Annotated in this window: 12 protein-coding genes and 2 pseudogenes; 6 read left to right on the plus strand and 8 right to left on the minus strand. The window is 74.2% G+C overall.

Features of this window, described 5'->3' with window-relative positions; genetic code table 11:
• A partial coding sequence (locus ACIQ7D_RS30235; RefSeq protein ID WP_403942977.1) for an amino acid adenylation domain-containing protein occupies positions 1 to 6,587 on the minus strand: 6,587 nt, incomplete at its 3' end.
• A gap of 502 nt (positions 6,588 to 7,089) precedes the next feature.
• Between ACIQ7D_RS30235 and ACIQ7D_RS30240 the strand changes: the two genes are divergently transcribed.
• The 6 genes and pseudogenes from ACIQ7D_RS30240 (at position 7,090) to ACIQ7D_RS30265 (ending at position 12,277) form a co-directional block, all read left to right on the plus strand.
• Complete coding sequence (locus ACIQ7D_RS30240; RefSeq protein WP_403942979.1) at positions 7,090 to 8,076, plus strand: class I SAM-dependent methyltransferase; 987 nt, start codon at positions 7,090 to 7,092, stop codon at positions 8,074 to 8,076.
• A 38-nt stretch (positions 8,077 to 8,114) separates the two neighbouring features.
• Positions 8,115 to 8,903, plus strand: coding sequence for a 2-keto-4-pentenoate hydratase (locus ACIQ7D_RS30245; RefSeq protein WP_403942981.1), 789 nt, complete (start codon positions 8,115 to 8,117; stop codon positions 8,901 to 8,903).
• Positions 8,904 to 8,983: 80 nt separating this feature from the next.
• Positions 8,984 to 9,907, plus strand: a complete 924-nt coding sequence (locus tag ACIQ7D_RS30250) for an acetylating acetaldehyde dehydrogenase (protein WP_403942984.1) — start codon at positions 8,984 to 8,986, stop codon at positions 9,905 to 9,907.
• A pseudogene (gene dmpG / locus ACIQ7D_RS30255) lies at positions 9,904 to 10,935 on the plus strand (4-hydroxy-2-oxovalerate aldolase); the annotation flags it as partial. The gene ACIQ7D_RS30250 and the pseudogene dmpG, both read left to right, overlap by 4 nt.
• 33 nt (positions 10,936 to 10,968) lie before the next feature.
• Positions 10,969 to 11,238 carry an acyl carrier protein gene (locus tag ACIQ7D_RS30260; RefSeq protein ID WP_403943011.1) on the plus strand — a complete coding sequence of 90 codons (270 nt, stop codon included), beginning with the start codon at positions 10,969 to 10,971 and terminating at the stop codon, positions 11,236 to 11,238.
• 43 nt (positions 11,239 to 11,281) lie between these two features.
• On the plus strand, positions 11,282 to 12,277 hold the full coding sequence (locus ACIQ7D_RS30265) for an LnmK family bifunctional acyltransferase/decarboxylase (protein WP_403942987.1): 996 nt from the start codon (positions 11,282 to 11,284) through the stop codon (positions 12,275 to 12,277).
• Positions 12,278 to 12,353: 76 nt separating this feature from the next.
• On the opposite strand, the gene ACIQ7D_RS30270 is transcribed toward ACIQ7D_RS30265, so the two are convergent.
• From ACIQ7D_RS30270 to ACIQ7D_RS30300, 7 genes and pseudogenes are all read right to left on the minus strand, one after another.
• Complete coding sequence (locus ACIQ7D_RS30270) at positions 12,354 to 13,502, minus strand: glycine amidinotransferase (RefSeq protein ID WP_403942989.1); 1,149 nt, start codon at positions 13,500 to 13,502, stop codon at positions 12,354 to 12,356.
• Positions 13,503 to 13,554: 52 nt separating this feature from the next.
• Complete coding sequence (locus ACIQ7D_RS30275) at positions 13,555 to 14,862, minus strand: PLP-dependent aminotransferase family protein (protein ID WP_403942991.1); 1,308 nt, start codon at positions 14,860 to 14,862, stop codon at positions 13,555 to 13,557.
• Complete coding sequence (gene dpgC, locus ACIQ7D_RS30280) at positions 14,859 to 16,199, minus strand: (3,5-dihydroxyphenyl)acetyl-CoA 1,2-dioxygenase DpgC (protein ID WP_403942993.1); 1,341 nt, start codon at positions 16,197 to 16,199, stop codon at positions 14,859 to 14,861. Before dpgC ends, ACIQ7D_RS30275 begins: the two co-directional genes overlap by 4 nt.
• Positions 16,196 to 16,936, minus strand: a complete 741-nt coding sequence (dpgB, locus tag ACIQ7D_RS30285; protein ID WP_403942995.1) for an enoyl-CoA-hydratase DpgB — start codon at positions 16,934 to 16,936, stop codon at positions 16,196 to 16,198. Before dpgB ends, dpgC begins: the two co-directional genes overlap by 4 nt.
• Before the next feature lie 20 nt (positions 16,937 to 16,956).
• The gene (gene dpgA / locus ACIQ7D_RS30290; RefSeq protein WP_403942998.1) at positions 16,957 to 18,087 is read right to left on the minus strand and encodes a 3,5-dihydroxyphenylacetyl-CoA synthase DpgA; all 1,131 of its coding nucleotides are present in this window, start codon (positions 18,085 to 18,087) and stop codon (positions 16,957 to 16,959) included.
• Positions 18,088 to 18,594: 507 nt separating this feature from the next.
• Positions 18,595 to 23,973 carry a type I polyketide synthase gene (locus tag ACIQ7D_RS30295; protein WP_403943013.1) on the minus strand — a complete coding sequence of 1,793 codons (5,379 nt, stop codon included), beginning with the start codon at positions 23,971 to 23,973 and terminating at the stop codon, positions 18,595 to 18,597.
• A gap of 24 nt (positions 23,974 to 23,997) precedes the next feature.
• Positions 23,998 to 24,105: pseudogene (locus tag ACIQ7D_RS30300) on the minus strand (KR domain-containing protein); the annotation flags it as partial.
• Positions 24,106 to 24,111: the final 6 nt, after the last annotated feature.

A 24,111-nucleotide genomic window follows, 5' to 3' on the forward strand; every position in this document is an offset into this window, starting at 1 on the left:
AACCACAGACGGCGCTGCGCGAACGACAACGGCAACCGCCCCGGCCGCGGACCAGCGGCCAACCCGGGACGCACGGAAATACCGTCCGACTCGGCCGGCCGGGCGGCGAGCAGCGCGACCGTCGGCAGATCGAAGACGGCCCGCACGGGGATCTCCACGCCGAGAACGGCGCGGATCCGGCCGACGAGGCGTACGGCGAGCAGCGAGTGCCCGCCGAGCGCGAAGAAGTCGTCGTCCACCCCCACCCGGGGCACACCCAGCACTTGGGCGAACACCGAGCAGAGCAGTTCCTCGCGCAGGCTCACCGGACGGGTGGCGGGGCCGGTGCCGTGCTCGGGCGAGGGCAGAGCGGCACGGTCGAGCTTGCCGTTGACCGACAGCGGCAGCCGGTCGAGGACGACGAAGGCGGACGGTACCAGGTGGGCGGGCAGCCGGGACGTGAGGTGGCCGCGCAGGGCGGCCGGCAGGTCCGGGCCGTCGGGCCCGGTGGGGACGACGTATGCGGTGAGCCGTTTGTCGCCGGGGGTGTCCTCGCGGACGACGACCGCCGCCTGGGCGACTCGGGCGTGGTCGACGAGCCGGGCCTCGATCTCGCCCGGCTCGACGCGGAAGCCACGGATCTTGACCTGGTCGTCGGATCGGCCGACGTACCGGAGACGGCCTTCGGGCGTGCGGCGGACGGTGTCACCGGTGCGGTACATGCGCGTGCCCGGGAGCCCGAACGGGTCGGCGACGAATCGCTCCGCGGTGAGGCTGTGGCGGTCGAGGTAGCCGCGGGCGACACCGCTTCCGGCCACGTACAGGTCTCCGTCCACGCCGTCCGGTACGGGGTGCAGGTGGGCGTCGAGGACATAGAGGCGCACGCCGGGCAGCGGGCGGCCGATGGTGGGGGCGTCACCGGGGCGCAGCGGGCCGTCCGCGGCGGCGATGACGGTGATCTCCGTCGGCCCGTACGCGTTGCCGAACCAGTGGTCGCCGCCCCACCGGTCGACGAGTGCGGAGCTCAGGGCCTCACCGGCCACGAGCAGGGTCCGTACGCGGGCCAGGCGGTGCGGCTCCGCGACCATGCCGAGGACGGTGGGCGGGAGTTGCAGGTGGGTGACGCCGTGCCGGGCGATCGTCTCCTCCAGTCCGGCGCCGGGCAGGAGTTCGGCGGCGGGGGCGACGACGAGGCAGGCGCCGGCGGCGAAGGCCGTCAGGATCTCCCAGGTCGCGACGTCGAAGCCGATCGAGGCGAACTGGAGCAACCGGCCGCCGGGCTCCAGGTGCGGCCACCGGAAGGCGAGCAGGTTCACGGCGCCGGCGTGCGGGACGACGACGCCCTTGGGGGTGCCGGTGGAGCCGGAGGTGTAGATGACGTAGGCCGGGTGGTCCGGGCGCAGCGGGGTGGTCCGATCGGCCTGGGTGAGGGGGTGGCCGGGGTGGGCGGCGACGGCGGCCCGGACGGCGGGGGCGTCGACGACGACCGGGGCCGGTCCGGGCAGGGGGGTGTCCGCGGCGGTCGCGGAGGTGGTGAGGATGGCCACCGGGGCTGCGTCGGCGCACAGGTGGGCGATGCGTTCGGCGGGCTGGTCGGGGTCGATCGGCACATAGGCGGCGCCGGACTTCAGCACCGCCAGGAGCGCGGTGATCAGGTCGGGCGAGCGGTCCATGAGCAGCACGACCCGGCCTTCGGGTCCGACACCATGGCCGGTCAGATGGCGTGCCAGCCGGTTGGACCGCTCGTCGAGTTCGGCGTAATCGAGGCGTTCGGCGCCGAACGCGAGGGCGTCGGCCGCGGGGGTGGCGGCGGCCCGGTCGGCGAAGAGATCGGCGAGGGTGGCGGCGGGGTCGGAGTGGCCGGGGCCGGGGTGGCCGGGGCCGGGGTGGCCGGTGTCGTTCAGCTCGACGAGGATGCGGTGCCGTTCGTCGTACGGCAGCACGTCGATACGGGCGAGGAAGGTGTGCGGGGCCTGTTCGAGGGCGGTCACGACGTGCTCGGTGGTGGCGAGCAGCAGTCCGGTGACGGCGTCGGGGTCGATCCCGGCGACCGCCTGCACGACGTACGCGATCTCGTGGCCGTGGCCGTGGTCGTCGACGGAGACGAGCAGCGGGTAGTTGGTGCGTTCCCGGAAGGCGAGGACATCGGCGCCGGCCGGGAGGACGGTCTCGGGGCCGCCGGAGAAGTTGTGCCGGTAGTTGAGAACGGCGGTGAACAGCGGGGCGGGAACGCGGACGCCGCTGGCGCCCTGGGCGGCGGCGAGCGAGGCGTGTTCGTGCACCATCAGCTCGGCCAGTTGGGTGTGCATGGCGCGCACCGCGTCGGCCACGCCGGTGCCGCCGGTACGGGCCCGCACCGGCAGGGTGTTGATGAACATGCCGGGGACCCGGTCGGCGCCGCCGCCGGCCTGCATGCGGCCGAAGAGGAGGGTGCCGAACACGACGTCGTCGCGGCCGGAGAGCGCGGCCAGCACCCGGGACCAGACGACGTGCAGGACGGTGGCGGCGCCCACTCCGGCGCGGCGGGCCTGTTCGCGCAGCCGGGCGGTGACGAGCGGGTCCAGGAGGGTACGGCGTTCGGTGACGTCGCGGCCGTCGCCGCGGACCTGGAGCACGCCGAAGGGGGCGGTGGGCTCGGTGACGTCGCCGAGGACGCGCGCGAAGTACGCGTCGTGTTCCTCGGCGGGCGTGCCGAGCAGGGCCTGGCCGACGAAGGTGCGGTAGGGCAGCGGGGCGGGCAGGTCGTCGCCGTGGCCGGCGAGGAGAGCGGTGATCTCGCGGAGGACCAGTTCGAGGGTGGTGTGGTCCTGGGTGATGTGGTGCATGCGGACGACGAGCAGCCGGCGGTCGGTGCCGGGTTCGGCGGCTGTGCGGATGTCCATCAGGGGGGCGCGGCGCAGGTCCATCGGGTCGTCGGCGCGGGCCAGGAGCCGTTCGACGAGTTCGACGTCGTCGGCCGGGGCGCCGGGGGCATCGGTGCGGCCGGGGCCGAGATCGACCTCGGTGACGGGCAGCTCGACGTGCCGGTGCACGACCTGTACGGGATGCGGGAGCCCTGCCCAGGCGAGGCCGGTGCGCAGCGCCTCGTGCCGCTCGATGACGTGTGGCCAGGCGGCGAGGAAGGCATCCAGCAGCGTCCGGGTGTCGAACCGCAGGACGTACCGCACGATGTACGGGTCGCCCGCGTCGGTGCCGCTCCCGGTGTGCAGCCGGTGGTGGAAGAACAGTCCTTCCTGGAGCGGGCCGAGCCGGTAGACATCGGCGACGTTGGCGGCGCCGCCGGGGACGGCGGCGCTGACGGTGTCCAGTTCGGCGGCGGTGAGCCCGGCCAGCGGCACCATGTCCGGTGTGATCCGGGTGGCGCCGGGCGGCACGGTGCCCTCCGGGATCTCGACGGGCTCACGGCCGGCGACGGCGGCGAGCCGGGCCGGCGTGGCCGCGGTGAACAGGGTCCGGATGTCGACCGGCACGCCGCGGTCGCGTAGCTGCTCGACGAGTCGCACGGCGAGCAGGGAGTGCCCGCCGAGGGCGAAGAAGTCGTCGTCGACACCGACCCGGTCCACGCCCAGGACGGCTTCGAAGACGGCGCAGAGGACCTCCTCGCGGACGGTGGCGGGACCGGGGCCCTCGGCGGGGCCGGGGGTGTGGGTGGGGGCGGGCAGGGCGGCGCGGTCGAGTTTGCCGTTGACGGTGAGCGGCAGCCGTTCCAGCGGGACGACGGCCGCGGGCACCAGGTGGGCGGGCAGCAGCTCGGCGACGGCGGCGCGGACCTGCTGCGCCAGCGCGGCACCGGTCTCCCCGGTGGCGTCGGCGGGACGGCGGGGGACGACGTAGGCGGTCAGCCGCCGGTCGCCCGGGGTGTCCTCGCGGACCACGACCGCGGCGTGCGCGACGCGCCCGTGGGCGAGCAGGGCGGCCTCGACCTCGCCGGGTTCGATGCGGAAGCCCCGTAGTTTGACCTGGTCGTCGGCGCGGCCCAGGTACTCCAGGGTGCCGTCGGGCGTCCACCGGGCGATGTCCCCGGTGCGGTACATGCGGGCACCGGCGGGCTCGAAGGGGCAGGCGACGAAGCGGTCCGCGGTCAGTGCGGGCCGGTTCAGGTAGCCGCGGGCGACGCCGGAGCCGGTGACGTACATCTCGCCGGGTACGCCGGGCGGTACGGGGCGCAGGTGGGCGTCGAGGACGTGGACGCGGGTGTTGTCCAGGGGCCGGCCGATCGGGCTCACGCCGTGCGGGCCGGGGCCCGTACCGGTGTCGAGGGTGAGGTGGGTGACGTGCACGGTGGTCTCGGTGATGCCGTACATGTTCACCAGCGGTGGGGCGCCGCGGTCATGGCGGGTGTACCAGTCGGCGAGCCGGGTGGTGTCCAGTGCCTCGCCGCCGAGGACGACGAGCCGCAGCCGGGTGCCCAGGCCGGTGCCGGGTTCCCGGGCGTCGGCATGGGCCAGTTGGTGGAAGGCGGAGGGGGTCTGGCTGAGGACGGTGACGTCTTCGCGGACGAGGAGGCGCAGGAACTCCGCCGGGGAGCGGGAGGTCTCGTGGTCGACGACGACGAGCCGGCCGCCGGTGAGCAGGGCGCCCCACAGTTCCCACACGGAGAAGTCGAAGGCGTGGGAGTGGAACCAGGTCCACACGTCCCGGCCGTCGAACCCGTACCGTTCGCCGGCGTTCCGCAGCAGGTCGGTGACGTGGGCGTGGGCGACGACGACGCCCTTCGGGGCGCCGGTGGAGCCGGAGGTGTGGATGACATAGGCCGGATGGCCGGGCAGCAGCGGGGCGGAGCGCTCGTCCTGGGTGAGCGGGTCCGGGGTGCGGGCGGCGACCGCGGCGCGGACGGCCGGGTCGTCGAGCAGGATGCGGGGGGTGCCCCCGTCTTCGGGGAGGCGTCCGGCGAGGCCGGTGGTGGTGAGCAGGACAGCTGGGGCGGCGTCGGCGAGGAGGGTGGCGATCCGGGCGGCCGGGTACGCGGGGTCGACGGGCAGGTAGGCGCCGCCCGCCTTCAGGACCGCCAGCAGCGCGGTGACGAGGCCGGGGGTGCGGTCCATGGCGACGGCGACCAGGGTCTCGGGGCCGACGCCCCGCCCGGTCAGATGGCGGGCGAGCCGGTTGGCGGCGGCGTCGAGTTCGGCGTACGTGAGGCTCGCGCCGTCCGCGGTGACGGCGATCGCGTCGGGGCGGGCGGCGGCCTGCTCGGCGAAGAGGTCGGGGAGGGTTGTCCCGGGCAGAGTGCGGACGGGGCCGGTGGCCGCTGCGCGGAGCGCGCGGTGTTCGGCCGGGTCGAGGACGTCGACGGCGTGCAGCCGGGTACCGGGGTCGGTGGCGACGGCGTGCAGCACGCGCAGCAGGCGGGCGGCGAACGACTCCACGGTCGTGTGGTCGAACAGGTCGGCGGAGTAGGTGATCTCGACGTCCTGCCCGGCGGGCCCGCCCCGCGCGTCGCGGCGCTCCAGGACCTGGAAGTCGAGGTCGAACTTGGCGAGCGGCAGCCCGGCGGTGTGCGCGGTGGCCGTCAGACCGGGCAGTTCGACGGTGGCCTCGGGGGCGTTGTGGAGGGTCAGGTTGATCTGGAACAGGGGGTGGCGGGTCAGGGACCGGTTCGGGGCCAGCTCCGCCACGAGCCGTTCGAAGGGCACGTCCTGGTGTTCCAGGGCCGCTACGGTGGCCCGGCGGACCCGGCCCACGATCTCGGTGAACGCGGGGTCGCCGCTCAGGTCGGTGCGCAGCACGAGGGTGTTGACGAAGAACCCGACGAGGTCCTCCAGGTCGACCTCGTCGCGTCCGGCGACGGGGCTGCCGACCGGGATGTCCTGGCCGGCGCCGAGTTTCGACAGCAGGACGGCGATCGCGGCCTGCCACACCATGAAGAGGGTCGCGTCCTCGGCGCGCGCCAGCTCCGCGAGCCGTAGGTGGAGAGCGGCCGGCACATCGAGGCGTACGGTGCCGCCGGCGCGCGCCGAAGTGGTGGGGCGGGGCCGGTCGACAGGCAGGTGGAGTTCCTCGGGGGCTCCGGCCAGGGCGGCGCGCCAGTGGGCGAGCTGGGTGGCCAGCACGCTGCCGGGGTCGTCGGCGTCGCCGAGGAGTTTGCGCTGCCACAGGGTGTAGTCGGCGTACTGCACCGGCAGCGGTTCCCGGCGCGGTGCGCTCCCGGCGAGGCGCGCGGCGTAGGCGGCGGACAGATCCCGCCACAGCGGGGCCACCGACCAGCCGTCGGCGGCGATGTGGTGCAGCACCAGCACGAGGACGGACTCCTCGGCGCCGACGGTCAGCAGCCGGGCGTGGCACGGGAGGTCGTGGGCCAGGTCGAAGACGTGCCGGGCGGCGCGGGCGATCTCCGCCTCCAGCCGGTCCGGGGGCACGGCGGTGACGGTCAGCGGGTCGCCGATGCCGTCGGGGGGCACGATCTCCTGGACGGGCTCGCCGTCGTGCTGCGGGAAGCGGGTGCGCAGGCTCTCGTGCCGGGTGAGCACGTCGGTCAGCGCCGCCCGCAGCGCGGCCACGTCGACCCGGCCCGACAGCCGCAGGACGAGCGGAACGTTGTAGAGGGCGCCGGCCCCCTCCAGCCGGTCCAGGAACCACAGCCGACGCTGCGCGTACGACGCAGGAATCACGTGCACTCCTTAGTGCGGGGTACATCCGTCTGTGCGAGCGCGTCCGGTGAGGGACGGACAACGGGCGTCCGGGCGGAACGCGGGGCGGGCGCCGGTCCGGGACCGTGGCGGTCGGGGCCGTGGGGTCCGGGCTGACGTGTTCGGGCTGATGTGTCCGGGCTGATGTGTCCGGCTCCACTCCGACGGTTGTGATCGTGCTGGGCCACGAGGGTGGCGGCATCGGTGGGAGCCACAGTTACGGGCCGCCCGCGCGACGCGCCCGGCACCGACGGCCTCCGGGTACCGGCGTGGAGCATGGAGCCGGGGCCGCGGCGACCGTAACGGCGGGGGTCGCGGATGCCCGTCCGCGCGGGGCGCCGAATCATGGCGCTGGACAGATCGGGTGCCGGGCGCGGGCCGCCCGGCGGGCAGGCCGCGTCGCCGGACGGTTGGTGACGCGGAGCGGCCCGGCGCGCCGCGCCCTCCTTCGAGACATACGCCCTTCGCACTTCGGGAGTGACGCATGAACAGGACCGACTCCGCCGAGGCCGCCGCGGATCTCGCCGCCGAGGCGGCGCTGTTGGAGATCGCCGAGGAGCTGGGGCTGTCCGACCTGCTGGACCGTGCCGAACCGTTCACGCTGCGGCAGGCCACCGACCTCGCGGCGGTGCCCGCGCCGGGCGCGGCAGCCTATCTGGGTGCCCTGGTCTCGGCGGGCCTGGTCGAACAGGCGGCGCAGGACGGGCCGTACACGCCCGTCACCGATCTGGCCGACCGCCGCTACCGGGCCGGCTATCTGTCCTGGGCGCTCAACGCCAACCGCCCCTACATCGACCACGCGGCGCTGTTCCTGCGAGATCCGGAGACGGCGGGCAAGAAGTACGCGCGGGACGGGCGGAAGGTCGCGGTGTCCTCACGGTGGATCGGTTCGCGGGGCTTCTACCCGGGCGTGATCGAGGAGATCGCCTCGGGTGCGCCGCGCCGCGTCGTCGACCTCGGAGCGGGCGCGGGCGGGCTGCTCGTCCGGCTGCTGCGCGACCTGCCGAAGAGCACCGGTCTCGCCCTCGATCTCAGTGCCGCCGCCTGCGACGAGGCCCTGCGGGCCGCACGGCGGGCCGGGGTGGCCGACCGGCTGGACGTGGTGCACCGCTCCATCGAGTCGATCGCCGACGACCCGGCGCCGGTGCGGGGCGCGGACGTGGTGCACGCCGGATTCGTCCTGCACGACGTGGTGGCCCGGCCCGATGTCCTCGACGGGGTGCTGCGCGCCTGCCGGGAGTCGCTGGCGGAGGGCGGCCGCATGATCGTGACGGACGCGGTGCCGTACGTGCCGGACGCGCGGGAGCGGGCCTTCAGCGCGCTGTTCAGCTATCTGCACGCCTCGTCGATGGAAGTGAACCTGCCATCCACGGAGGTGTGGCACGAGGCGTTCCGCCGCGCCGGGTTCACCGACGTGTCGAGCACCCCGCTGCGGATGCCCGGCAGCCGCGTCTTCCAGGCCGCCGGATGACGCCGGCCGGGCCTCCGCCGGACAGGAGCCGCCTCACGATGCCGGACCAGGACACCGCGACCCGGGCACGCGCCCTCCACCAGGCGCGGGCCCGGCGCGTCCCCGTGCCGCCGTTCACCGACACCGACCCCTCTCTGGGCATGGACGACGGCTACGCCGTGCAGCAGGAACTGGTCCGGTTGCTGCTCGCCGACGGCGACCGCGTCGTCGGCTACAAGGCGGGACTGACGTCCGCGCCGATGCAGGAGATGTTCGGCGTCGGCACCCCGGACTACGGGCCCGTGCTGGCGTCCACCGTGTACGCGGACGGGGCGCACGTGCCGTTCGGGGCGTTCATCGCGCCGAAGGTGGAGGCGGAGATCGTCTTCCGGCTCGGGGCACCGCTGAAGGGCCCGGGCGTCACGGTGGAGCAGGCGCGCGAGGCGGTCGCGGAGGTGTCGGCGGGCCTGGAGATCGTCGACTCACGGATCGAGGACTGGCGTATCCGGCTCGCCGACACCATCGCCGACCTCGCGTCGAACGGCGCGGTCGTCCTGGGCCGCGCGCTCGTGCCGCCCGCGGGCGCCGACCTGCGGCTGACCGGCATGGTCTTCCGGCGTGGCGGCGAGCTGATCGCCACCGGCGCGGGGGCCGCGGCGCTCGGCGACCCGTACGCCGTCGTGGCGTGGCTGGCCAACACTCTCGGCGAGCGCGGAGTGGCCCTGGAACGAGACCAGTTGATCATGACGGGCGCGTTGCACGCGGCGGTCCCGATGCGGCCCGGGGACACCTTCACCGCGGAGTTCGACCGGCTGGGCACCGTCACCCTGCACGTGGACCGCGCGTAGAGACAACGCGCGCTCTCGCCGAGGCGAGAACGGGCGACGGGAGAGGCGATACAGCCATGAAACGAAACGGACGACTGTCCGTGGCCGTGTTGGGTGCCGGGCTCATCGGGATCGATCTGGCGGCGAAGGTGGCGCGCTCGCGCGCGCTGGACTGCCGGCTCGTCGTGGCGCGTGCCGCGGACACCCCGGGCCTGCGGCAGGCGAGGGCGATGGGCCTGCCCACGGCGACCGACGGTATCGGCTCGCTGCTGACGGCCGACGAACCCTTCGATGTGGTGTTCGACGCGACCAACGCCATGGCGCACGCCGAACACGCCGCGCTGCTCGGCCCGTTCGGCACCACACTGATCGACCTGACGCCGAGCCAGGTCGGGCACCTGGTGGTGCCGACGGTCAACGGCACCGAGGCGGTCGGACACCGCGACATCAACATGGTCAGTTGCGGTGGCCAGGCGTCGATCCCGCTGCTGCACGGCATCACCCGCCGGCACCGGGTGGACCATGTCGAGGTCGTGACCACGGCGGCCAGCCGGAGCGTGGGCCGGGGCACCCGGCTCAACCTCGACGAGTACGTGGAAACCACGCAGAACGCCGTCCGTGACTTCACCGGCGTGAAGGACGTCAAGGCGATCCTCAACATCAGTCCCGCCCGGCCCCCGGCCACGTTCCGGGTCGCCATGTCGATGGTGGGCCAGGACCTCCGCCCCGAGTCGGTACGCGCCGCCGCCGAGGAGGCGGCCGGCCGAGTCAGGGCGTACGCCGCCGGGTTCGAGGTCACGGCATGCGTAGCGGAGGGCGAACGGGCCTTCGTCGCCGTGGAGGTCGCCGCCGACGGCGACCGCATCCCGCGCTACGGGGGCAACCTCGACCTCATCAACTCCGCCGCGCTCCAGGTCGCGGAGCTGATCGCGGATGCCCCCGGAGCCGGCCCGGCCGCCGCCCCGCCCCCGGGGCCCGGCCGCACCGCCCTCGCTGGTCCCACCGCCGGTACGGAGACGTCATGAGCCCGCAGACCACCGGCACAAAGGACACCGCCCGCGGGCACGTCCTCGTACACGACCCGACGCTGCGCGACGGCCACCACGCCGTACGCCACCAGCTCACCGCGGCGCAGTTGCGCGCATACGCCGAAGCGGCGGACGCGGCGGGCGTGCCGGTGGTCGAGGTCGGGCACGGCAACGGACTCGGCGCCTCGTCCCTGCAAGCGGGCCGGGCACGGCTGAGCGACGACGAGATGCTGTCGGTGGTCCGCGAGGCCCTCCCGCACAGCCGGATGGGCGTGTTCATGCTGCCCGGCTGGGGCACCATGCGCGACCTGCGGCGCGCGATGGCGCACGGCGCGGACGTGGTGCGCATCGGCACCCACTGCACCGAGGCCGACCTCGCCGAGCGCCACCTCGGCCTGCTGCGGGAGGCGGGCGTCGAGGCGCACGGCGTACTGCTGATGAGCCACATGGCCTCGCCCGCGCAACTGGCCGACCAGTGCGCCCGGCTGGTGGGGTACGGCGCGCAGGGCGTCGGCATCCTGGACTCCGCGGGCCACTACCTCCCGGGGGACGTGAGCGCCCGGATCGCGGCGATGCGGGCCGCGGTGGACGTTCCCGTGATGTTCCACGGCCACAACAACCTGGGGATGGCGGTCGCCAACTCGGTGGCCGCGGCCGAGGCGGGCGCGGACATCCTGGACGCCTGCGCCCGCGGTTTCGGCGCCGGGGCCGGCAACACCCAGCTGGAGGTGCTGGTCCCGGTCCTGGAACGGATGGGCTGGCGTACCGGCATCGACGTCTACCGGCTGCTCGACGCGGCGGACATCGCGGAGCGCGAGCTGATGCCGAAGCCGCCGACCATCGACTCGGTGGGCGTCGTCAGCGGCCTGGCCGGGGTGTTCTCCGGGTTCAAGAACCGGGTCCTCGACGTCTCCGGGCGGCAGGGCGTCGATCCGCGCGACGTGTTCTTCGAACTCGGCCGGCGGCAGGCCGTGGCCGGCCAGGAGGACCTGATCGTGGACGTCGCCTTCGCCCTGAAGGAGAGGTCCGCCGGAGTGGGACGGGACAGAGGATCACAGGTGTACGAGGAACTCAAGGGCATCCTGGTCGACGACCTTCAGGTGCGGGCCGAGGACATCGCTCCGACGGCCGGCCGGGAACAGATCGGCCTGGACTCGCTCGCGGCGGTGGAGCTGGCGGCGCTGCTCAGCGACCGGTACGGCGTGGAGATCCACGACTACGAGCTGCTGGAGGCCGGCACCGTCGCGGACGTCGCCGACCTGGTGGCCCAACGGCGCGCCGTCGCCCCGGGAGCCGTCCCCGCCGCCCCGGCTCCGGGAGCCTCATGACGCCGCCCCGGCCGCGTCGTACCGCCGAGGCGGTGACCGGGACATGAGCGAGCTGGCACATCAGGCCGTACCGGGGCAGCGGATCCACCGGACCGACGCGAGTTCGCTGCGCCGCGAGGTCCTCGTCTCGCCCGGCATGTGCGGCGCCGGTTCGCTGGTGTTCGGACAGATCGGCGACTGGACCTGGGAGGCGGTCGCCGCGGCCTGCGGCACGAACGTGCACGCCGCGCGCACCGCCGACGGCCGCCCCGCCTATCTGTCGTTCTACTACTACCGGGTGCGCGGCGGCCGTACCCTGCACCCGCACGGCCTCACCTTCGGCGACGAACTGCGCGTCGACTCCCGCGTGTTCCAGTACGGCGGCCAGTCCGCCGTGACCCTGCACCGGATGGCCCCGGCCGGACTCGACCTGCCCGACGGGCCGCTGGACCCCGCCGAGGTGTACGAGCGGCCCCACCCGGACTGCCTCTACGCGGAGAACTTCAACCGCTGGATCGCCCGCTCCCGCCCCGGCAGCAACGAGAGCCTCGCACGGACGGCCCCGCCCGGCTTCGCCCACCGGCATCTGCCCCGGCTGCCGAACGCCCACTCGCCGCGCTCACCCGTCGGCCGGGCCCGGGAGGCCGGCACCTTCCACGCCGCTCCGCCGCCCGGCTTCGCTCCGGCGGGCCCCGGCTTCAGCTGCGGGTACGAACTCGACGCGGTCCGGGACCTGAACGGCGCGGGCCTGGTGTACTTCGCCGCGTACTTCGCCATCTTCGACACCGCCCTGCTGCGGTCGTGGCGCTCGCTGGGCCGGTCCGACGAGCAGTTCCTCCGCCGTCGTGTGGTGGACGAGCGGATCGGGTTCTTCGGCAACGCGGACCCCGGTACCGTCTTCCGGATCGAGGTACGGCGCTGGCGCGGCGCCGGGCCCGAGCGGCTCGGCGCGGAGATCGCCGACATGGCGCTGCGGGACGCGGGATCCGGGCGGCTGCTCGCGGTGGCGTCCATCGAGACCGGCCCGGACGGCGACGTTCCGGCGGCGGACGGACGATGAGGATGACCGACGCCCCTTCGGTCCGGCCGGTTTCCAGGCCGGCCGGACCGGCTACGACACCCCTCGCCCGATCCGGTCAGGCCAGGTAGTCCTCGGCGCCGCCGGTGCGCACGGTGTCCAGGGTGAAGCAGTGGAAACCGCCGCCGAAGATCCGCCGGTGCCGGTGCCGGACCGGGACGGCGTCGAAGCCGTGCTTCTCCAGGGTGGCGATGAGCGTCTCGCAGGCGTCGTTGACCAGGACGGTGTGCTCGTCCACGGACAGCACGTTCAGGTCGATGTACGGGCTGGCCGGGATCGGGTCGCCGTTCTCGTACTGCGGATAGTCGTCGATGCCGGGCGGCGGCGGCACGATGGTGTCCCATCCTCGCAAGGCCTTCGGCAGGTAGTCGACGACGCCCGGGTCGCGCAGCAGCAGGGTGCCGGGACGCAGCGGGACGACGACGCTGTCGATGTGGCTCTGGGTGAGCCGGTCCATGCGGTGCACGCGGAACCGCCCGTCGAGGTGGCGTTCCAGCCAGTCGTGGGCCAGCGCGTGATTGGCGTTGGAGACATTGACGATCAGATCGCGGCCCAGGCGCAGACAGTTGGCACCGTCGATCATGAGTTCCAGGCCGACGTCGTAGGGCGAGTCCCGGGGATCGAGGGGGACTTCGATGTTCGGGGCGGCATGGGCCACGTTGGCCGGGTCGAAGGAGTGGTCGGTCATCATGGGGCGCGGCATGGTCGTCCAGCGGGCGCCCTGCCGGAAGTAGTCCAGGAAGACCGGCTTGAGGAACTGCGTCTCGAAGTAGCGGTCGCGCAGCATGGGCGGGGTCTCGATGATCTCGTCACCGAGGACGAGGGTGTTGTCGCGGAGGTTGAGCGGCGGCGTGACGGTGGCCTCGAAGGCAGGAGTGGCGACCCGGGTGAGGCCGGGTCCTGGCTGCCGGGGGCGGTGCACGGTGACCCCGAGCGCGGTCAGCTGGGCGGCGAGGCCCTCGACGTCCTCGACAAGTTCACCGAGGAACCGCTCCTTCATCGCCAACCGGTGCGGGGAGTTGCGCTCACGGCGGTCCTCGCTGTCCCGCCAGGTGGAGAGGGAGGGGTAGTAGCCGCGGGCGCCGGAGAGGTTGTCGCTGATGAACATGTCGAAGGACATGTCGCGGACGCGGTCGCGGTAGCCGTCCGCGGAACCGAGGACGACCTCCTTCAGCGGGGTGAAGTCGTCGTAGCTGTTCAAGCGCATCGGCGGGACCTTTCGTGTGGGGTGGGTGCCGCGGTGTGGGTTGTTCCGCCCCTCATGCCACCGCCTCCTTCCGGAGAAAGGTCGCGAGCCGCCCGACGCCCGTCTCGATCCGGCCGGGGTCCAGATAGCTGCACGACAGCCGGAGTTGCCGCTCGCCACGCCCGGTGAGGGAGAACTGGCTCATCGGCGTCCACAGCACGCCGTACTCGGCGGCGGACACCTCCAGCAGGCTGATGTCCGCGGGAACCGGGAGGTCGACGCGGACGAAGAACCCGCCGGCGGGCCGGTGCCAGGCGATGCCGGGCGGCAGGCCGTCGGCGAAGTGCCGGTCCAGGGCGTCGAGCAGGCAGCCGAGGTTGCGCCGGTAGCGCTCCGCCTTGCGGCGGGCGAGCGCGGTCAGGGAGCGCCCGTGGTCCAGCAGCAGGCCGCCGACGACCGCCTGGGCCAGCGGTGGGGTGTTGACGGTGACCATGGTCTTGAGGTCGGCCAGTTCCTCGGCCAACAGCCGCTCCCCGTCCGCGTGCCGGACGCGCTGGTCGGCGACGGCGTAGCCGACGCGGGCACCGGGGAAGCCCACCTTGGCGAAGGTGCCGACGTGGATCACGCGGCGCCGGGTGTCCAGGGCCTTGAGGCCGGGCAGGGTGTCGTCCTCGGGCGCGGTGAAGCCGTACGCGTTGTCCTCGATGAGCAGCAGGTCCTCGCGGGCCGCCAGGTCGAGCAGCCGGTGTCGCGCGCCGAGGGGCATGCGAGCGCCACCGGGGTTGGAGAAGTCGGGGGCGACGTAGCAGGAGCGGACCCGGCGGCCCTCCCGCCGGGCCTCGCCGCACCGGGCGGCGAGGTCGTCGATGTCGAGTCCGGCGGCCCCCTCCCGGACGGGGACCACGGGGATGTCGAGCAGCCGGGCGGCGCCGATGATGCCGACGTAGCAGGGGTCGACGACCGCGAGGACATCACCGTCGCCGGGGTGGCGGAACAGGGCGCGGAGCGTCAGCAGCAGCGCCTCCTGGGCGCCGACGGTGATGATGATCTCGCGGGGGGCGGCGTGGATGCCCTGGTCACCGCTGAGTGCCTCGGCTACCAGGCCGTTGATCAGACCCTGCGCGGGCCCGTACTCGTAGAGGACGCGCTCCGCGCGGGCCGGGTCCAGGCCGCGGTCGGCGACGAGGTGGGCGACGAACCGGTCGGCCAGCGCACGGGTGTCCAGGTCCCGCGTGAACTCCGGGTGCGGGGCGCCGGGCGCGAAGGAGATGGCGTCGGGGTACCGGCCCATCACCTCGTTGAGGAAACCGATGGAGCCGAGTACCGGGTCCTGGAGAGAACCGTGCAGGTCCCGCGCGTGCAGATCAGGAGCGGCGGTCACGAGTGGCTCCTCTCCACCGCGCGCCGCCGCTCCCGCTCCTGCCATCTGCGCTCGACCTTGGCCAGGACGTCCGGGGCGTAGGCGCGTTCCGCCTGGGCGACGGCGAACTCGGCGAGGTAGGTGCGGAACAGGTCGAGGGGTTCCTCGGCGACGGTGAGCATGTGCCGGTTGGCGGGGACGGCGGGCGCGGACAGGGTCCGTACGGCCCGGTCGACCGCCTCGTCCATGCCATGGGCGGGGACGATCTCGTCGCAGACGAGCCGGGCCTCGGGATCGGTCGCCGCGATGCGCCGCCCGCCGAGCACCACCTGACGGGCGAGGCGGGCCCCGGTGTGCCGGGTGAGCCGGAGATTGCCGAGGCCGGGCACGATGCCCTCCTCGGCGGCGGGCAGGCTGACGTAGGCGTCCTGCCCGGCGATGACGTGGTCGAGGACGAGGAGGAGCTGCATGCCGCCGCCGATGGCGAAGGTGTCGACGGCGCCGATCCACGGTTTGCCCGTGACCCGCTCGGTCCACGCGCCGGGCTCCGGGTCGGTCAGCAGGCCCCGCAGGATCTTGTGGAGGTAGCCGAGTTCTCGGCCGAGGAGGAACTCGACGAACGGGATCCGCCCATCGCGCAGATCGGTGAGGTCGATACCCGCGCTGAAGACGCGCCGCCCCCGGTACTTGGGGTGGTCGACGGTGCCGCCGCGCAGGACGCCGACCGTGACCTCGTCGTCCAGGAGGACCAGGTCCACGGCCGTGTCGAGATCGCCGATCAGCCGCTCGTCCTCGGCGTTGAGCCGCCCGGTGTTGCGGAACTCCACGTGCGCCGCCGTACCGCGGCGTGTCACGAGCACCGTGTCCAGCTCGGCCCGGCCGTCGGCGCGGAAGGCGTCGAGGAGAGCGAGGGCACGCGGGGTGGGCCGCAGCATCGTCTCGACGAGGTGCCGGCCGGCGGTGGGCGAGCGCAGCACGGCGCCGCAGAACAGGCCCTGGTCGATCTCGCGGCCTTCCTTGTGCGCCTGGACGAGCGCGCGTTCGGCGGCCATCTGGTCGCGCGTCGGCACCAGGCCGGGGAAGCGGTCGGCGGCCTCGTACACGAGGTCCGGCAGCCGGACGGAGCGGGTCAGCCCGTCGCTGAGCAGCCCGTAGACCGACTCGGTGTGGCGGGCGAGGAAGGACCGGCGGGCGCGGCGGGCGGCCGTGTGGACGGCGGCGGCCCGGTTCCGGTCGGCCGGGGTGCGGTCGGGTGGGGGCGGCAGCGTGGCCAGCCGCCCCTCTCCTTCCTGGACGTACGTGGCGAGGAGGAGGGCGTCCCGCCCGAGGTCGCCGCCGAGGACGAGGGGGGCGGTCATCCGGCGGCCCCCGCTTCCGGCGTGGCCGGCCCCTCCGCCGACGGCGCCTCAGCGGCGCGCAGCCGCCGCAACTCGCGGTCGCAGGCGGCGAGATGGGCGCCGAGCGCGTCGTCGTACTCGGCGGACGCGGCTTCCTCCAGGAGGCGCCGCCGGATCCGGGTCTCGCGGTCGGACAGCCGGCCGCGCAGCACGGCGGCGGCGTGCACGGCCTCGGTCAGGTCGTCGCTGACCTGGTCGACGATGCCGAGGTCGGTGGCCTCGGCCACCGGGATGTCGGTGCCCCACAGCACGATGCGCCGGGCCCGGGCCAGGCCGATGTGGTGCACGAGCCGGTAGAGGGACATGCCGGGCCAGAAGTGACCGTCGTTGACCGGCAGCATGAGCGTCAGGTCGGGGCCGGCGATACGGAAGTCCGCGGCGAGCAGCACGTCGAGGACCGGACCGCCGCAGGTCCCCTCGGCGACGGCGATGTTGACGGCGTCGAGGCGTTCCAGTCTGCGTACGGCGCGCTCCCAGCGGTTGACGTCCCGTATCGAGACGTCGCCGGGCCACTCGCGCGGCTGGGCCGGGGCGGGCGGGAACCGCAGTACGACAACCGTCCGCGCGCGCAGGTCCTCCACCTCCTCGCACACCGCGTTCACCGCCGCGGTCAGCTCGGGCAGCGGCCGGCCGCCGTCCAGCCGGGCAAAGACGCCCAGTCCGTCGGGCAGCCCGGTCCACGCGGGCTCCGTCTTCATATCGGCAGCGATCCCTTCTGTCACCAGCCCACCAGGGCCGTCTCGATGGTCGACCCCGGCCCCATGGTCATCAGCACCCCGAGGTCGCCGGGTACGGTGGCTTTCTCGTCCCGCAGCCGCTCGTAGGAGAACAGGAACGAGCCGCTGGAGAGGTTGCCGTGGTCCCGCAGCACGCCGGAGGTGTGCCGCACGTCGTACCGGGACAGGCCGAGGTTCACGCGAACCGCGTCGATGACCTTCTTGCCGCCGGAGTGCACCACCCAGTGCGCGATGTCGCTCGTACGCACCCCGGTGTCCGCGAGGAGGCGCGCCACGGCGCTCTCGGCGTGGGCGCCGACGACGTAGGGGATCTCGGGGTCGAGGTAGAAGCTGAACTTGCCGTGGGCGTCGTCCCAGTCGTAGCGCATGGCGCCGACCGCCTCGGGGATGATGTGGCTGGTGAAACGCAGCAGGGCCGGGGCGCGCTCCCCGGCGTCCGGTCCCGGGGAGCGCACGGCGACGGCCGCCGCACCGTCGCCGAAGAGACTGTTGACGACCGCGGAACGCATCGTGCCGTCGAAGACGTACGCGGCGGAGCACGCCTCGACACACACCATGAGCGCCAGTTCACCGGGGTGGCAGGCGGCCCATCCGGACACGGCGTTGAGGGCGTTGAGGCCGGCGTTGCAGCCCATGCCGACCACGTCCAGCCGCTGGCAGGACGGCTCGATGCCGAGGTCCTTGATGAGCAGCGCCGAGAAGCCCGGTGCGAGGAACCCGGTGGAGGTGACGCAGCACAGGTAGCGGATGTCGGCGAGGGTGGCGCCGCTGTCCTTCAGGCAGCGCTCGACGGCCTCCCGGCCCATCCGCAGACCGGTCTCGGTGTGCTTGCGCAGCAGCTCGCCCTGGGTCTCGGTGGTGGGCGTCCCGTCGGGGCCGAGCGGCGGCAGGGTGAGGTTGCGCCGCTCGACCGTGCCGCCGAGGAAGACGGAGCGGATACGGGGGTCGGTGATGCGGAAGGTGTCGAGGAGTTCCCGTTGCGTGTAGGAGGAGGGGGGCACGGCGGTGCCGACACCGACGAGGCCGGGCGCGCCGTCGCGGGCCCGTTCCCGCGGGTTCGCGGGCGCGTGGAGTGCTGGTCCCCGGGTTGCCGGTCCCTGCGTTGCTCGCACTGTCTCCTCCGTATGCCGCCGTACGACGTCGTGTGCCGCGTGACCGGCTCCCATGGATGCTCCTGTGGCGGTCAAGCCGCTGGAGCGGCCCGCCGTCACGGACGGTGTCAAGAGGTGAGGTGGGTGGCGGCGAGAGCGTGGTGGGCGCTGGAGAAACGGGCCGCCTGTTCATCGTTCACCTCGGTGTACATGTGATGCTCCATGAGGGCGTCGCGCACGGCACCAGTACTCGCCGCAGTTACGGGAGGGGCCCGAGCCGGTCCGCGGTGCCCATGGCGCCGGTCAGGCCGGTGCGGGTGGCGGTGGACGCCGCGCAGACCGGTGGTGCCGACGGCATGTCCGCCGCCGTGCCGCGCGCTGTCGCCGTAACTGCGGCCGGGGTCGCGAGTGATGACACCGCGGCCGTCCGAGGCGGCCTGCCCGACGGTGGCGCACCACGCCGTCGGCGGTGGCGGGCCCGGCGGGCGCGGGCGCGGTCCGTGCGGGAGAGCCGACGTCACGGCGTGGTCAGTCCCGGTCGCGGGGGAGCAGCCGTGGGCGCTGCCGGGCGCGCGGGGCGTCGTACAGACCGAGCAGGCGTTCGGCCAGGCTGTCCGGGGTGGGGTGGGCGAAGACGGTGGCGGCGCTGATCTGGAGGCCGGTGGCGGCGGCGAGCCGGTTGCGCAGCCGGGTGGCGGTGAGGGAGTCGAAGCCCATCTCGACGAAGCCGCGGCCGGGGGCGATGGCGTCCGGGCTGTCGTACCCGAGGACGAGCGCGGCATGGGTGCGCACGACGCGCAGCAGTTCCGCCTCGCGTTCGGCCGGGGGCAGGGCCTGGAGCTGTTTCCGGAACTCCTCCGGACTGTGCGGGCTCGGGGACACCGCGTCCGTGGCCGCCTGGCGGACGGCGGGAATGCCGTCGAGGAGCCGGGCGAGGGGGCGGGCCCGGGGGTCGTCCGCGAGGTGTCCGGCGAAGCGTGGCCAGTCGGCGTCAAGGACGGCGACACGGCTGTCCCCGGCGACCATGGCACGCTCCAGCGCCCGCAGGGCGAGACCGGGCTCCATCGGGGTGAGGCCGCTGTGCCCGACGGTACGGCCGTCCGCGTCCTCGGCGTCGGCCCACGGGCCCCAGGCCACACAGGTCACCGGCAGCCCCGCGGCGCGTCGTTCCTCTGCGAGAGCGTCCAACAGGGCGTTCGCGACAGCGTAGTTGGCCTGCCCGGCGGCGCCGACGGTGCCGGCGAAGGACGAGAACAGCACGAAGGCGGCGAGGTCCTGGTCCCGGGTGAGGTCGTGCAGGTGCCGGGCGGCCTGGGACCTGGCCCGTGCCACCGACTGGAACCGTGCCGTGGTCATCTCCCTGAGGTCGCCGTGGTCGAGGACGCCCGCGGTGTGCACGACAGCGGTCAGCGGCCGGTCGGCCGGGATACCGTCCAGCAGAACGGCGACGGCGGCGCGGTCACCGACGTCGCAGGCGACGAGGGAGACATGGGCGCCGAGCGCCATGAGTTCGTCGCGCAGCGCGGCGGCCCCGTCGGCGGCGAGGCCGCGCCGGGAGGCGAGCAGGAGGTGTCCGGCACCGGCGCGGGCCAGCCGCAGGGCGGCCTGCCGGCCGAGGGCGCCGGTGCCGCCGGTGATCAGGACTGTGCCGGTGGTCGGCCACGGCCCCGCGGCGGGGGTGGCGGTGCCGGCGGGTGCGGAACCCGGGACGGGGGCGGGAGCCGGGACGGGGGCGGGAGCCGGGACGGGGGCGGTGTTGACGGGGGCGGTGTCCGGGACGACGCGGCGGGCGAAGACTCCCCAGCCACGCACGGCGATCTCGCTCTCCCCGACGCCCTGTGCCAGGACGGCGCCGAGCCGATAGCCCACCCAGCCGTCGAGACGCTCGGGCAGATCGACGGTACCGGCCCACCGTTCGGGCGTCTCCAGGACGGCGACACGTCCGAGGGCCCGGACGCCGAACTGCTCGGGCCCGCACACCCGTTCGGCACCGCCGACGGCGGCGGCGGACCTGGTCGCGTGCCACACGGGGGCACGCACGCCGGTCTCGTCCAGGGCCCGCAACAGCGCCAGGGTGAGGGCCACGCCCTGGGGCACCGCGTCGTGCTCGGGGTCGGTTCCGGCGGCGAGGGCGAGCAGGGACAGCACTCCGGAGACGGAGCCGGCACCGGCCGCCGCGTCCCCGAGTTCCCCGGCGAGGCCGCCGGGGCGGGTGACGGGCACGGTCACCGCGGTCGCGCCTCCGGCGGACAGCGCCTCGGTGACGCCGGTGACCCAGGGGTCGGTGGCGAGCCGCTCGGGGACGGCGACGAGCCAGGTGCCGGCCGGCTCGGCGGCCGGGACGGCGACCGGCGTCCATGTGGTGCGGTAGCGCCAGCCGTCGACGAGAGTGTCGTCGTGGCGGCGGCGCCGGTAGGCGGCGAGCAGCGGCAGCAGCATGGCCGTGCTCTGCGCGTCGCCGAGAGCCAGCTCGGCGGCGAGTGCCGCCTCGTCACCGTGGGCCACGGCATCCGGTAGGCGGCCGTCGGGGGTGTCGTCGCGGTGCGTGGTGGATCCCGTCGAGCGCAGCCAGTAGTGCGTGCGCTGGAAGGCGTACGTCGGAAGGCGTACGGGGCGTGGCGTAAGGCCGGGTACGCGGGCGACGGCGGACCAGTCGACGTCCGTGCCGCGCACGAACAGGTGGGCGAGGGCCTCGGTCAGGGAGGCCGTCTCGTCGGCGTCCGCGTGCAGCGCGGGCAGGAACTCCGCGTCGGGCGCGCAGTCCTGGCCGAGGGCCGACAGCACTCCGTCCGGGCCGAGTTCGAGGAAGGTGGTGAACCCCTGCGCGGCGAGCGCGGTCACGCCATCGGCGAAGCGGACCGGTTCCCTTACGTGCCGCACCCAGTGGTCGGCACCGCACGGCCGGTCCGCGGGCAGCGGCTCGCCGGTCAGGTGGGACATCACGGGCAGCTCGGGTGCGGCGAAGGCCAGTCGGCTCACCTCGTCCCGGAACGCGGCGAGTACGGGTTCCATGAGCGGCGAGTGGAAGGCGTGCGACACATCGAGCCGCTTCGTCTCGGCGCCGCGTTCGCGCAGCACGGCGACGACCTTGTCGACGGCGTCGCGCGTGCCCGAGAGGACGACGGCCTCGGGCCCGTTGACGGCGGCCACGCCCACCTCGTCCCGGTGGCCGGCCAGCAGCGGCAGGACGTCGGCCTCGGCGGCCCGGACGGCCACCATGATGCCGCCGTCCGGCAGCTCCTGGATGAGCCGGCCGCGCGCCGCGACGAGCGCGCAGGCGTCGGGGAGGGTGAGCACACCGGCGACGTGCGCGGCGACGACCTCACCGATGGAGTGCCCGGCCACGGCGTCGGGCCGTACGCCCCAGGACTCGACGAGCCGGTAGAGTCCCGTCTCCACGGCGAACAGCCCGCACTGGGCGTACAGGGTGCGGGACAGCTCGCGTTCCGCACCCTCGTGCTCGCCCAGCACGACGTCACGCACGGCCGGCCGGCCGGGCAGAAGTGCGTCGAAGTGGGCGCAGGCCGCGTCGAAGGCGTCGGCGAAGACGGGGTACGTGGCGTGCAGCGTGCGCCCCATGCCGACGCGCTGGCTGCCCTGACCGGTGAACAGCACGGCCGTCCGGCCGCTGGTGGCGGTGCCGGTCACGAGGCGCGGCGCGGGCCGGCCGGCGGCCAGCGCGGCGAGCCCCGTGGTGAGGTCCTCCTGCCACTCGCCGAGCACGGCGGCCCGGTGCTCGAACACCGACCGCTGGGTCGCCAGGGCCGTCGCGACGTCCGCCGGGCCGGCGGGCGCGCCGGTGCGCACCGTGTGCCGTCCGTGCCGCAGGTGGGTGAGCAGGCGGCGGGCCTGGTCCCGCAGGGCGTCCGCGGAGCGCGCGGAGACGATCCACGGCACGGTCGTGCCGGCCCCGGAGGGCGAAGGCGCCGTGGCCGTCCCGTCCTCGGGCGGGTCTTCTTCGGCCATCGCGTCCTCGGGCGGGGCCTCTTCGACGATGACGTGCGCGTTGGTGCCGCTGATACCGAACGAGGAGACGCCGGCCCGGCGCGGCCGGCCCCCGGCTGGCCAGGCCACGGTCTCCCGCAGCAGTGCGACGTCGCCGCTGGACCAGTCGACGTGCTCCGAGGGCCGGCCGAGGTGCGGTGAGGCGGGCAGGACACCCTGTTCCAGCGCCTGCACCATCTTGATGACGCCGGCCACTCCGGCCGCGGCCTGGGTGTGCCCGATGTTGGCCTTGACCGAGCCGAGCCACAGCGGCTGTCGTCCTGTGCCGCGGCGCTGTCCGTACGTCGCCAGTACGGCCTGGGCCTCGATCGGGTCGCCGAGCCTGGTCCCGGTGCCGTGCGCCTCCACGGCGTCCACGTCCGCGGGGGCGAGCCGGGCGTCCGCGAGTGCGGCGCGGATGACGCGCTGCTGAGCGGGTCCGTTCGGGGCCGACAGCCCGTTGGAGGCGCCGTCCTGGTTCGTCGCCGTACCCCGTACGACGCCCAGGACGCGGTGCCCGTTGCGGCGGGCGTCCGACAGGCGCTCGACCAGCAGGACGCCCGCTCCTTCGGCCAGGGAGGTGCCGTCGGCGTCCTCGGAGAACGCCTTGCAGCGTCCGTCGGCGGCCAGGCCGCGCTGCCGGCTGAAGCCCAGCAGCGCACCGGGTCCGGGCATCACGGCGACGCCTCCGGCCAGGGCCAGGTCGCACTCGCCGGTGCGCAGCGACCGTACGGCCAGGTGCAGGGCCACGAGGGAGGACGAGCACGCGGTGTCCACGGTGACCGCGGGCCCTTCGAGGCCGAGGACGTAGGCGACCCGTCCGGACACGACGCTGCCGGCGGTGCCGGTGAGCAGATGCCCCTCGGCGCCCTGGCCGGCCTCGTGCAGCCGGGGGCCGTACTCCTGGTAGTGGGAGCCGACGAACACGCCGGTCCGGCTGCCGCGCAGCGCGGCCGGGACGATCCCGGCCCGCTCGACCGCTTCCCAGCCGGTCTCCAGGAGGAGGCGCTGCTGCGGGTCCATGGTCAGCGCCTCGACGGGCGAGACGCCGAAGAACTCCGCGTCGAAGCGGCCCGCGTCGTAGAGGAATCCGCCCTCGCGGACGTAGGTCCGGCCAGGTGCGTCCGGGTCGGGGTCGTGCAGAGCGTCGAGGTCCCAGCCGCGATCGGTGGGGAGTCCGCCGATCGCGTCCCCGCCGGAGATGACGAGCCGCCACAGATCCTCGGGGGTGGTGACGCCGCCGGGGTAGCGGCAGGCCATGCCGACAACGGCGATCAGGTCGTGGTCGTCGGGGCTGCCGGTGGCATCGGAGGGGTGCGGGTCGACGGTGGCCGGGAGGATCTCGGCCTCCGCCCCGAGGGCGTCCGGGCCGAGGATCTCCGTGAGGAGGTGGCCGGCGAGGGCGCTGCTGCTCGGATGGTCGAACGCGAGTGTGGCGGGCAGCCGCAGTCCGGTCGCCGCGCTGAGCCGGTTACGGAGGTCGACGGCCGTCAGGGAGTCCAGTCCGAGGTCCTTGAACGCCAGGTCCGGCGCGACGGCGCCCGGGGTGTCGTGTCCGAGGACGGCCGAGACCCGGGTGCGTACGAGATCGAGCACCGAGTTCCGGCGGTCGCCCGGCCGCTGGGCGAGCAGCTCCTGCCGCAGCGCGGCCGGCCCGTCGGTGCCGGGACCGGTCTCCGGTGCGGCGAGGGCTCGCCTGCGGGGGGCCGCGGGCCGGCGGACCAGGGTGCGCAGCATGGGGTGCACAGGAGCGTTCGGGTCGGCCGTGCCGAGGGCGCGGGCGTCGAGGCGGACAGCCAGGAGGAGGCTCTCGGGAGACTCGATCGCACGGTCGAACAGTTGCAGGCCGTCCTCGGTGGAAAGGGCCTGGGCTCCGGTGCGGGCGATGCGGGTGAGGTCGGTGTCGTCGAGTCCCTCCGTCATCACCGAACGCTGCTCCCACAAACCCCACGCAACCGACACACCCGGCAACCCACACGACCGCCGGAACGCCGCCAACCCATCCAGAAAAACATTCCCCGCCGCATAATTCGCCTGCCCCGCCCCACCCAACACACCAGC

Source organism: Streptomyces sp. NPDC096310 (assembly GCF_044763125.1).
In the GTDB taxonomy this organism is placed as follows: Bacteria; Actinomycetota; Actinomycetes; order Streptomycetales; family Streptomycetaceae; genus Streptomyces.

Excerpts from the sequence above, each read along its gene's own strand:
- dpgB (WP_403942995.1), bottom strand. The coding sequence starts at position 16,936 with ATGAAGACGGAGCCCGCGTGGACCGGGCTGCCCGACGGACTGGGCGTC.
- ACIQ7D_RS30270 (WP_403942989.1), bottom strand. The coding sequence starts at position 13,502 with ATGCGCTTGAACAGCTACGACGACTTCACCCCGCTGAAGGAGGTCGTC.
- ACIQ7D_RS30265 (WP_403942987.1), top strand. The coding sequence starts at position 11,282 with ATGAGCGAGCTGGCACATCAGGCCGTACCGGGGCAGCGGATCCACCGG.
- dpgC (WP_403942993.1), bottom strand. The coding sequence starts at position 16,199 with ATGACCGCCCCCCTCGTCCTCGGCGGCGACCTCGGGCGGGACGCCCTC.
- ACIQ7D_RS30240 (WP_403942979.1), top strand. The coding sequence starts at position 7,090 with ATGAACAGGACCGACTCCGCCGAGGCCGCCGCGGATCTCGCCGCCGAG.
- ACIQ7D_RS30295 (WP_403943013.1), bottom strand. The coding sequence starts at position 23,973 with ATGACGGAGGGACTCGACGACACCGACCTCACCCGCATCGCCCGCACC.
- ACIQ7D_RS30245 (WP_403942981.1), top strand. The coding sequence starts at position 8,115 with ATGCCGGACCAGGACACCGCGACCCGGGCACGCGCCCTCCACCAGGCG.